The organism is Paraglaciecola mesophila KMM 241, from assembly GCF_000315015.1.
In the GTDB taxonomy this organism is placed as follows: domain Bacteria; phylum Pseudomonadota; class Gammaproteobacteria; order Enterobacterales; family Alteromonadaceae; genus Paraglaciecola; species Paraglaciecola mesophila.
The window spans coordinates 1-11,478 of the sequence record NZ_BAEP01000088.1 but is presented as its reverse complement, the minus strand read 5'-3'; the positions used below and the strand labels follow the sequence as shown (position 1 = coordinate 11,478).

General features: G+C 40.8%; 9 protein-coding genes. All 9 read left to right on the top strand.

Going from position 1 to position 11,478, the window contains the following annotated elements; translation table 11 throughout:
- The coding region (locus GMES_RS22600; protein WP_039987999.1) for a hypothetical protein at window positions 1-1,158 on the top strand (1,158 nt) is incomplete at its 5' end.
- The gene (locus tag GMES_RS21135; RefSeq protein WP_006994864.1) at window positions 1,158-1,823 is read left to right on the top strand and encodes an OmpA family protein; all 666 of its coding nucleotides are present in this window, start codon (window positions 1,158-1,160) and stop codon (window positions 1,821-1,823) included. The genes GMES_RS22600 and GMES_RS21135, both read left to right, overlap by 1 nt.
- On the top strand, window positions 1,810-3,855 hold the full coding sequence (locus GMES_RS21130; RefSeq protein WP_083879636.1) for an EH signature domain-containing protein: 2,046 nt from the start codon (window positions 1,810-1,812) through the stop codon (window positions 3,853-3,855). Before GMES_RS21135 ends, GMES_RS21130 begins: the two co-directional genes overlap by 14 nt.
- An 81-nt stretch (window positions 3,856-3,936) precedes the next feature.
- Window positions 3,937-4,989, top strand: coding sequence for a hypothetical protein (locus GMES_RS22055; protein WP_153811099.1), 1,053 nt, complete (start codon window positions 3,937-3,939; stop codon window positions 4,987-4,989).
- Window positions 4,990-5,114: 125 nt separating this feature from the next.
- A complete protein-coding gene (locus GMES_RS22050; protein ID WP_052013443.1) occupies window positions 5,115-6,203 on the top strand; it encodes an ASCH domain-containing protein in 1,089 nt (362 codons plus the stop codon).
- A gap of 138 nt (window positions 6,204-6,341) precedes the next feature.
- On the top strand, window positions 6,342-7,613 hold the full coding sequence (locus GMES_RS21115) for a DUF2130 domain-containing protein (protein WP_006994859.1): 1,272 nt from the start codon (window positions 6,342-6,344) through the stop codon (window positions 7,611-7,613).
- Between the two features lie 109 nt (window positions 7,614-7,722).
- Entirely contained in the window at window positions 7,723-8,268 is a 546-nt protein-coding gene (locus GMES_RS21110; RefSeq protein ID WP_006994858.1) for a DUF7004 family protein, read from the top strand.
- A gap of 16 nt (window positions 8,269-8,284) precedes the next feature.
- Window positions 8,285-10,558 (top strand): STY4851/ECs_5259 family protein, encoded by a 2,274-nt coding sequence (locus GMES_RS21105; RefSeq protein WP_006994857.1) that lies wholly within the window; start codon window positions 8,285-8,287, stop codon window positions 10,556-10,558.
- Window positions 10,559-10,560: 2 nt separating this feature from the next.
- Window positions 10,561-11,478: STY4851/ECs_5259 family protein (locus GMES_RS22930; protein ID WP_039987992.1), on the top strand; the 918-nt coding region annotated here is incomplete at its 3' end.

Sequence of the window (11,478 nt, the reverse complement as noted above, 5' to 3'; positions counted from 1 at the left end):
GTCGCCACTATAAAACAAGAACTAATAGTGCCTGTTACCAGCGAATTGAAGCATACGTCAGATGCTGTAAATACGAGCAATGAATTGTCTCGTCAGTTAAATGAAAACGTAGCGCTCGTGCTTAAGCAGGTGGGGGAGACGGTTGAAACTATCGATAACTTTAACCAAGAAACTATGCAAAAGCTGCAAGCTTTCGCTCAGTCACTCCGTGAGGTATTGGAAGGCTTTAAAGCAGATACCGAAGGCACCATGACACGTATTACTGGTGAAGTTCAAAATGTATTAGATATGAGCGTAAAAGGGATGACCGCACAGCGGGAAGCCTTTGATGAAAGCGCGCAGCGAGCAGCTACAGCGTTTGAAGGTATGGGGCAAAAGCTCGAAGATGCTTTAAATAAAAGAGCATTGAGTGAAAAAGCGTTGTTTACCGCTACAGAGCAGCGTATTGAAACTTTACTTGAACAAACAAATAAAAGCTTTGAAGAACAAAATAGTGTTCTCAAGCAAACGGGTATTGAAGCGAGCAGCCTGATGGAGAGTGCTCGGGTAGAACTAGAGCAAGGCTTGGGCAATATTGACGAAAAAGTGACGGGAATGTCCAGAACCGTTCAGAAAGAATTAGAGAGCTTCCGAGAACAATACCAAGATAATCTGACTCAGTTTTTCAATCAACAAAATAACTTACTTGAAGATACATTAGGTAAGCAGCGGGATAACTTAGTGGAAGTGGTAGATAAATTTAAGCAAGTTTTCACTGAGGAATATCAAACTCGCCACAATTTACTGCAAGAGTTAACAGCACAGCATGAGCAGCTGCAAAGCTCAGCAACAACCATACAGAGATTAGCTAAAGCGATCGGGTTGACCGAAACCGCTACTATGTCTGAGTTGCAGGATATCGCTAATACAATCGGTAGACACGCTGGCGATCTTAAAAAAGAATACATCATGGCGAGTTCCGCTTTTAAAGAGATCACCGAAGGGTTGCCCAAAGCAATGGAGCAATACTTTAAAGAGGCCAATCAAAGCACTGAGTTATTTTTTAGGTCTTTCGATGATGCAGCTGGGCGGATCCACAATCGTTTAGCTCAAGCTGCAGATTTCTTAGTGGATGCAAAATTGCAAGACATGAGCTACGACAAAAGTGAGATTGCATAATGTTTTATCCACCTCAGACAAGAGCGGAAAGTAGCATAGATGATAGTGGCGCGTGGTTGTCTATCGGCGATTTAATGTCCGCGTTGTTAATGATATTTGCTCTTATGTTGATTAGCGCCTTGGTACAAATATCCGAGGTGGCTGAGAAAAGTCAAAACAATCGCGTCATGATTATCAAGGGTATTAACGATGCGTTATCTGCTGCCAATATAAGCGTTAGTGCTGATCCTGTGACAGGTGACATTTCAATACTGGATTCGGTGCTGTTTGAAAAGAACGATTATCAATTGAAGGGATCAGGCAAGGTGTTCCTTGATAAGTTTATTCCAATTTATAGCAGTGTGGTGTTTCAGACTCCTGAAACGGCCCAAGAGGTGGTTAGAATCGTACTAGAGGGACATTCGAGTATCGAAGGTGAGTTTAACCATAACATGCGGCTGAGTGTGCTAAGGGCCAATAGCGTATCCCAATATATTGATTCACAAGAGTTCTCTAATAAACAAAAATTCTTTCAAAAACTGCTGGTTTCTGGGCGTGGCTCGTTAGATTCACAAAGTTTAGTCGTGGATGAATCAGACCGAAAAGTCATGTTTAGATTTCAATTCAAAGGCCAAGAGTTTCAAAAAATTATCGGCCAGCGAGAATTAAAAAATGTCGACGAATAGTGGTATTGCTTTCGTTTCGCCAAAATTACCCCTGAGTAACCAGCTTAAGGACGTTAACGCCAGCCCTCACCTAGTCCATGTATTAGGGGGAAGACCTCTACCTTCTTATCCCCCTCTTAGACTAAGTCAAATCCTAAAAATGATCGAAAATGGCTCAGCTGAAGCGGTTACCATCATTGAGTGGCTCGGAATATTTAAAAGCGATTTAGGCCTTGATGATGAAGAAAGTATTAACGCCAGCGCACTACTTTGGCAGGCCATAGGGCAGAATGAGCGAGTTAGTCTTATCGCTTTATATATGGCCGCGCTGCATATCGAAGGAGAGCCAGAAAAGTTCCCAATAGAGTTAATTCATTCGCTTGAGGTCGTGAAGCCTTTAATGCGAGGTGTGAACTTTAAGAGAGTTGCTTGGTTGACTGCTTTAAGGGAAAAAGACTACGCCTGCTGTTTAAAAATCTGTTTTGAAGCAAGTTTGCAACCTTTTAGGTTTGCCCAACAGATCGGCATGCCCAGCCCAGTCAAATACAGATATGAACTACTTAGCGGAATATTGCCCTTAATCTCTAATACTCCAGAGAAGAAAGAAGTTCTTTGGTTATTAGATTGTGTCGCAAGTATGACGAGCGCTGAGGCCGTACATTTTTATGACGAGCTGCTTTTGGATTATGCGTTTTTATTGCCTTATGTCGAAGAACTGTTTAGTGCTCATTGTTTGCCTGATTCAGACGATACTCTTTGGTTTTCGCTGAAGGCTGAGTCAAGAAGTGTATTGAAGCAGTACTTCAAGATGAGTAGTTATTATTCTTTGGAGCATTTGGTCGATGAAATATGTAGCAGACGCACCGCTAGCTTACTGAAGCTGACGGAAAGAGATATCAAACAGCTGAAAAGTCGCTCCATGTTTTGGTCTAATTATAGTGAAAAATTTAACCAAACTCGCATACTCATTCCCTATAAAACACATGAAGCATTAGATATTAGTGGGTTATCAACTGATATTGACGCTGTTAAGTTGCCTGATATACCTCAAGAAGATTCTGAAGTATTTATATTTGATATTGGCGAAAGGATTATTGTGGAAGTACTACGTGGAGATGCCAGCGAGTTACGTATTTTTGAATCGACAAGTAGAAATATAAAAAGATTGCTCCAGGATAAAAACCTTACACTACGTAGCATTAGAGAGATGGCCTGTGGTTGTATTCATGACCATGTTGCTCTGTGGCAATATTTTTGTGAACAAATGCTGAGAGTACAACACGGTATTGCGCCAAACTGCGGAATAAAACGATTCGCGGGGATAGGAAGTAAAGGGGCCACCTACACTGAGCTGGCTGGCTTGGCAGCACCAACAGAATCGCTGTTTTCGGAGCGGCTAGAGCAACTTGAAACCTGGGATAAAGCTTTTTGGACGCGTGAGTCAAAGATTAAAGGCGATAGCATGCCTGTCGCTTCAAGTGAAAATCGAACCGTATTAGAAAAAGCCAAAATCGCTAAATTTTTAAACAAACGAGACGAGTATATAGATTTGCTCAAACTTGCAGCAAGTCAAAGCAATTCAGAAGCGATGTATCTTTATGGGATACATTTGCTAAATTCTAGAACCAGCCATGCTAAAGATAAAACATTGGCCGAAAACCTTATCTCTGGTTCAGCTGAGAATGGCTTTTTACCAGCCGTAGAACTGGCTAAAAAGTTTGGTTTAATAGTTAAGGCTGAACAAAAACTTAATGCTAAACAACTGGGTGAATTACAAAAACGCTTTAATGCAGAAGGGCAACGCATAAAAAAAGCTCCCTCCGAACGTGTAAAATCTATTTCGAAGAACATCCTGTCCAAAGAAATTCAATCTAAAACGAGAAGCGATGGAAATCGACCGTATTTCAATTTAAGTATTGCTGAATTGGAAGAGGTAGCAACTGTGTATTCGGAATCCGTGGGTATTTCAAAAGTGCTTTTGGCTGAGTTAAGCCATAGAAAAAGTACGACAAGAGTAGAGTCTTTAATTGAAGTTCTTAAAAAGCAGATTTAACCGCGAAGCTTTTATCATTGCAGTAAATACAAGGACTGGAGTTTGGTGTTTTCAGTATATGAAAACAAGGTAGATGTGACTATGAGTGCAAGTGAACAAGAATTTATCCGCCGAAGCACGAGATTGCTGACAGCAGTACACGAGCTGCATAAACAAGGTTATCAAAACCTTGCTGTATATACAGGTATGTCTAGTTCAGGCTTTAACTGGCGTTTAGAGCTGTTTGATTATTATGATTTGACGGCGTCTAGACAAAGTATCAGTCCTTCTAAGGGAACAAATCTGTATGAGACAGCACAGCACTCTGCTGGGGAAAATGGTAATCAATATTTTGGGTGGGAAGATTCAGCAACAGCTAGCGCTCGGGAGCTTGCCGAACAAATAAAACAACGTTTCCCTCGCCTGATACATCAATGTAAAGCCGTTAATTTTGAATATGCGGGTTGGCTTACATACATATTGGGTGAGGCGGAAAATGGCGCGTTACCAGTGATGTATAGCGATTACTATAGTGTGGGCGAGGGAAACATAGCTTCGACTCAAGTCAAAGAATTAATAGCACCACCACATTGCGAAGTGGAATCTGTAAATGGTCGTCAATTTATTTATGTTTCTCCGCCGAACTTAAAGAACCATGACGATTGGCACAAAGCTTACATTCCTATCGTCAATTCTTTTCGGCAGACTGGTATAGCGAAATTCCCTTTATATTCAAAATACACTGCCAACGTTTGCGAAATGGGAGCATATTGGGAAGGCGCTATTTACTACATTCAGCATATATTGGGTTTTACAAAGATTGACGCTTTTTTGTTAGCAGCTGAAGGTTATGAAAAAGACTCCGAGCATTGGAGTACATTCTTTTTAGTATGGGACAATGACAATCAATTCGCTTATCTCAAAGCATTCTTGATCACAAAAATGTTGAAACAAATCGACAAGTACCCCAAAAAAAGTGCAGAGCGCGAAAAATGGGTTGCTTGGTTAGACGACTTCAAGCGCGAGAACGCAGAAAATAACAAAGGGAAACCTGTGTTTTATAATCCTTATTTTGGTGGAACTAATCCATTGCACCTTGGGGGCGTATTTAACGGCAGCGGACGCGATCAAGATAACTTACTTAATAGTTACTGAAGTTAATCGTGAATTTCGAGTCGTTTAGCAACTTATGTTAAATACAATTCAGCAGAGACATATAACTAATAGCAGTACATCGCGAATAACATCAATTCAATACTTAATGTGGAACCACACCTGATATGCACAACCTCGTTTTCCTTATATGTTTATTTGTCTTCTGGAAGTTTTTTATTTTTCTTTTTTGGGCAGTAATTGTTGTCGTTGCAGCTTTTGGCTTATATCAACTTGGTCGTGTTCTTATAAACTCTCAAAAAAGCACGGATATAATAAATGGGAAGAGCAATATTCTAGCGGCATCAGCACCAGCTCCGCTTCAGTGTGCACCACCAAAATCACTAAGCTCTCTGCGGCGAACACGCCCTGTTTCTCCAAAAGTGACTAAAACTGCGTCACTTGAACTGAGCGATATGAGTACCCACCAAATTTTAAAAGACCTTGAAAAAAACGGAGCGTTAATAATTGATAAACCCTGGATAGAGCTAATTCTTTCTGGTCAGAAAATATGGGAGATGCGAAGCACCAAATTTAATAAAGCAGGTTATATCGCTTTGATCGCGAAAGGGACTAAAACAATCGTTGGCATCGCCAAAATTCAAGGATTTGACGGACCACTGAGTATTGAGCAGTTAACCTTGCACAGTGAAAAACATAGAGTGCCCAAGGCGCAATTTAGTGCTGAAAACTATAAATGGTTCGTGGCAATGAAGTTAAGCGATATTTTGCGCTTCTCCAAGCCAATACCATATAAACACAAAAGCGGTTCGGTCATTTGGGTAAAATTGATGGATCAGCCAGATGTATTGGAATGTGTTAAAACTGAACTTGTAGCCAAAATCGCCGCTGCTGAAAACGCATTGGATGAAGCAAAGCGTACTTCTGAAAAATCAGGTCCTATTATCATCAATGCAATAGCGACGAAGGTTGAGATGAAGCTGATACTGTTAGATAAAAAAGCCCAGCCTGGAAGCGCTGGAAAAGTTCCGTTATCAGTCAGAGGGAAAGTATTTAATCAAAATTTATGTTCAAAAGATGGCTTATACCACATTAAACTTTCATCGAAAGAGTACCGTTTTGAGTCATCATCAGCGGCGTTAAACGCACTTAGGAAAGTTGAGTCAGCGAAGTGGGCTACATTCGATAAAAGAGGTCGTCGCGCTTGGCAAACTACGAACGAGTGGATCAAAGCGACACCTATAGTAATTAATTAAACGTTAACGTAATAAATATTACTTTTAAAACTCTTTTGTAACTTTTAACTTTTAAAAAATCCTTAATTATCAGCTGGATAGGTTTTGGCACTACTCTTGTAATACGTGGTTGTACCCATTAATTACCGGAGTCTTATCATGTCAAACAAAATCATTATCAATTCAACCGAGTCTATTACTTGTCCTCATTGCGAACAGTCGTTTGCGCTGAAGGACGCCATTGCGCATCAACTTATTGAAAAGCATGAGAGCGATTATCAGTCGATGGTTAATAAAGAGATGGCGTCAATGCGCGCATCTGCGTTAAAGGAGGCAGAAAAAGTAGCCGCCAAAGACTATCAAAAAACCATTGCAGAGCTAAGCGATAAACTGTCCCAAAGCAATGAATTCACTGAAACATTGAAGCTGCGTATCCAAGCTGAAAAGAAGAATGTTGAAGAGCAGGTTCGTGAATCGATGCAACTTGACGCCCAAACGCTCAAAGACTCCCTTGCCGCGAAGGATGAGCAGCTGGCGCAATTCCGCGAAGAAGAGCTTGAATTACGCAAACAAAAGCAAGCATTGGAAGAGCGGCAAAAAAATGCTGATGTTGAGCTTGCAAGAAAGCTGGATCAGGAAAAACTGACCATTAGTAACCAACTTTCAGACGACTTCAAACTTAAAGAAGCGGAGTGGCGCAAGAAAATCGATGATGCCTCAAAAGCCAATGATGATTTGAAACGCAAACTCGATCAAGGCTCGCAGCAGTTACAAGGTGAAGTGCTTGAACTTGAGCTTGAAACAGAGTTGGCGACTCTTTATCCGCTTGATGATATTGACCCGGTTAAAAAGGGGGCCAATGGTGCTGATGTTTTACACACTGTCCGTTTACGTTCAGGAAGTGCCTGCGGAAAAATCGTCTGGGAGACCAAACGAGCAGCAAATTGGTCAAACGGGTGGGTAACGAAACTTAAAACTGATATGCAGCAGGTTAGCGGTGACATAGGCGTGCTGGTATCTACGGTTTTTCCTGCTGGCGTAAACGAGCCGTTTTATGAACAAGATGGAATTTGGTTGGTGAAACCGAATTTTGTCAAAAGCGTATCGCAAGCATTGAGAACTGTATTGACCGAAGCGCAGCGTCAGCGAGCTGTAAGTGCAGGTAAAAACGAGCAAATGGAAGCGCTCTACGACTACGTATGTAGTACGCAATTTGTACAGCGTATTAAAGCCGTGGTCGAACATCAGGAGCAAATGCGCCTGGAGCTGGAAAAGGAAAAATCAGCGATGCAGCGCATCTGGAAGAAGCGTGAAGGGCAAATTGGCGGTATCACTAATCAGATGATGTCAATCTGCGGGGAATTGCAGGGATTGTCGCATGGAAGCATGCCACTGCTTGATGAAATTTCACCATTGGATCAAGTGAGTTAGTGGCAAATAACCAAACGGCACGTTTCGTGCCGTTTGGTTTCTCTAACCCCCTCAAATTTGTCACTTGCTAACTCTAAGCACCTTTCATTAATTTCTTCTGGAGGTTTGTATGACTTTTAGTATCAACGATAGCTTTCTATCAAACGCGAGATTGATAGCCATTTTAAAAGATGGCAGCAGTATGGTTTTCGCCAAAGGTAAATTCGATACTTGGTGTATCTACCAAGTTTGCGGCAGAAGGGCTAACGCGATAAAGGATGTAGACGTTTTCGCAATGTTGGCGAGATACACCAGTACCTCAGAACGATTCACTATGTACAACGATTTCCTGTATGTATTTGATATGGTGACAAAAGTCGTAGATTATGATTTAGTGGATAGGATAAAATTTAGCTCAAAGAAATACAGCGACCCAGCGGAAACTGAGTACATTTTTATTTTTCTTTATGCAGGGATGATTGCAGAAGAAAATAAGAAAAACGCTATTTTAAAAAAGTTTATTAAGCGACTTGGAGTTCACCAAGTATTGATTGAAAAACTTGCCCCTGTGACAGCCGCAAATTATTCCAGAGGAAAAAAGTGGCAAGAACTTAGACAAGAATGTCAGGCGAGAGGATTTTACTCTTGTTTTAACCAAGCTCAACTGAGTGCATAAAAGGAAGTATGTGTTTATGACCCATTTATCCCCCAACCAATTTCTATCACAAATGTTTGCTAACCGTGGTTTAACCGCGGTCACTACGGAGCCATTATTTACTTATCAATTACAACAAAACGAATACCAAGATCTGAAACAAGTGGTCGTGACGTTCAGGCCTAAAATTAGAGTGAGTGAACAAAAGCATAAAGAGTGGGCTGCATGTTTTGTTATGTGGTGTTCCGAATGGTATCGACGGGAATATCAAGCGGGTGATGGATGGTCTTGGGCTGCTATTTGGCAAGATTTAGGCTTTGAGTTGAACCCTCCAGAGATTAGAGAGTTGATCCCGATTGGGATGGAATCTTATTGGCGCAGACCAATCCGTTTCTACACTGAACGTAGGAACTTTCTGGGGTCTGTGTTTATTGAAGGCGGATTGCCTTTTCTACTAATAAGCTCAAAAGATAATAAATTTGGTGAGTTAATTAGAAAGGTGTTAGCTAATTATTATCAGGTCGACTTACTAGGAATTAAACTACGTGATTTAATCAATCGGTACGTATACTCCTTACCTACCGTTTTCTCTGAAGATGAATCGATAGAGTTGATTTCAAGCCTTATCAGAAATTTGATGGGGTTGGCCGACAAAATTGATGTCCAGTCGCAAAACGAACTGCCGTCTGACCAATTAGATAAAATAATTCCTAATTGGCGTAACCAGTTTCCAATTCCTTTGGATAATGCCACTGGAAAAGGCTTGCTTGATAATTGGCTGCGCGGCGCGTGGTCTGCTAGTTCGTCCATTAAAAAATTCCAAAAGAAACTATTTTGTAAACATTATTTTGACTTCAAATCCCTCACGTTTACTTCGGAGGTATCGCTACCTCAAAAACTTAACTTTAAGTTTGGTAAAGAAACCGTGAATTCGAGTCGCATGGATTTAGGATTAGATGAAGGCAGCGTTAGACGAGCAAACTTCGGTAGTGTTTATGCTCAGTTCGAAAACGAACACACGGTGATATCAACTAGGAAAAAAGGGGTTCGGGTGCCTCGCAGTAATGTGCATGCAAGGTTATACGTGAGTGTTACTCAAGCAGGTATACGAATCGAAGAAACAGAAATACCTGAGTCTTCAATCTCCTTGGGAGATGTGCCAATTGGGTTTGTTTCAAATGAGGATAAGTATGAATTCGTCGGGCAAGCAAGTTTCACAACTAAACATCCAACCATTTACGTCTTAACTCCATCAGAATACGCATTCGACATTATTACTGGTCAATGCACTAAGGTAGATGAATTGATCATTGAGGGTAGGTCCTATGCCTGGTACGAAACGACAGGGGATCTACGATTCTCCTTTGAAGATAGCCAGTATAGGATATGTACTAATTCGTCTTCTAATACCAGTGGAATGCTACGCTTAGTTGGTAATGAAGTTATATGGCAAAGTAAGCCTTCGAGCGTGTACTTAGGTCTGCCTGAGGTAGAAGCTATTGATGATAGCTCCGATATCAATTATGCCTTTACTAGTTATATCGATAATAAAGCAGTAAAAATGGCTAAAGAGTATGAGCTTTACGGTACTCATACCTTGTCTGTTAAGAACAGAAACAACGATACCCTCATTAGGCGAAAAATAGCGGTACTTCCCAGCGATTTAACTATTAGTTTTAGTTGTGAGAACAAAGCTGCGGAAATAACGGTATCAACTCAACGTCCTATTTCTGCAAATTTGGTGGTTGAGGATGCAAATGTCACTTCAGAAAAGACGTCTATTAGTCGTCGATTTTTAATTGAGCCAAATGGTTTACCTCCCGCAAAAGTAACATTGCTCGTACAGGCGAACTTAGAGTGTGACCCTATTGAATTAACGCTCCCGTATCCAGCTTCAGGGATATATGGCTATGACTCAGCTGGCCGCATCCTAGATAACGAGCTTACGATCAATCAACTCCTAGGATCGGAAGTTTTCCTTTATTCGCACAAAGCATATGTTGCAAAGTTTAAGGTAGAGTTTTTCTTGCTACCCATTAGCAAGAACTCACCATCATACTTATCTTATATTTCGGTAGCAGATAAGCCCCAAGTACTGAGTTTATACAGCTTTAAGGAAAAAATTATTGAGCTGCTGTCTTTGTCAGATAACTTAGATGCACAGGTTCAAATTTCCATTTCAGATTCGTCGAATATGAAGAAATACATCGTAAGAAGATTTGCTTCAAATATTAAAATAGATCGAATGGATGATTTAATTCTTTTGAACATGGGCAGCTTGAAAGTATTGAGCATTCTCCACTTGCGATGAGAATGGCTGAGCCTGAAAGAAAACCGATTCAATTACAGCCTAGGATGTTGGGCAGTGTGGCGTTAGATAGGTTTGAAATTGCGAATGAAATGAAAAAAGAAGGACCTTGGTTAATTATTCCAAGTCAAAACGTTGATGTCGATTTTAGACCTACATTTTATCCTACCAATATTGACGTTCTCATGAGCGACATTTCAAGTATTCAAACTGCCATCAAGGTTTATCATCCGGTGACTGCCCCGAGTGTGATTACCGATTTTTTATACCGTATGGCATCCGATATAGAACACCCTAGTTGGGGATATTTTCGTAACCTCTGGGATAACTTTGGATATCTGCCACTCTCCACATTTGAAGCATGGAAAGCGCTTGTTAAAACGCCAAGCGTTTTGACTATCGCCTTATTTAAGTTTGAGATGAATGAGGAGTTCGTCCGCCGAATTGATGCTGAATTTCCCATCTTATGGGAGTTGATTTCATTAGAACATTGGGTTTTCGCAAAAAATTGCTTTAGTGAATGGCTCTTAAAGCTTGGTGCAAACGAAAAATTAATAAACGGTCAAATTACCAAAATGTTTGACCGGTTCAGTCGAGTAATACCAAGTTTTCCTACTCCAATAATTGAACATTTCAAAGGCCAAGATCTGGCACCGCGTTTACTACCGACTCAAGAAAAAATGCTTATTAATAGTTTATGGCTGCAAGATTTAATACGAGAACACTCTGAATCAGATTGGCCCATCAGCTTGAAATATGAGATTGAAAAAGCCGCCGATGAACTAGGGGATATCAGAGATTTAATTGACTTTCCACACTTCAGGCAATCGTCAGTTGTTCTGTATCCGGTTCTTGCGGCGGCCTTTGCTATAGGTAAATTACAGTTCGTAGATATATTTCGTAACGACAGCAATACAATACAT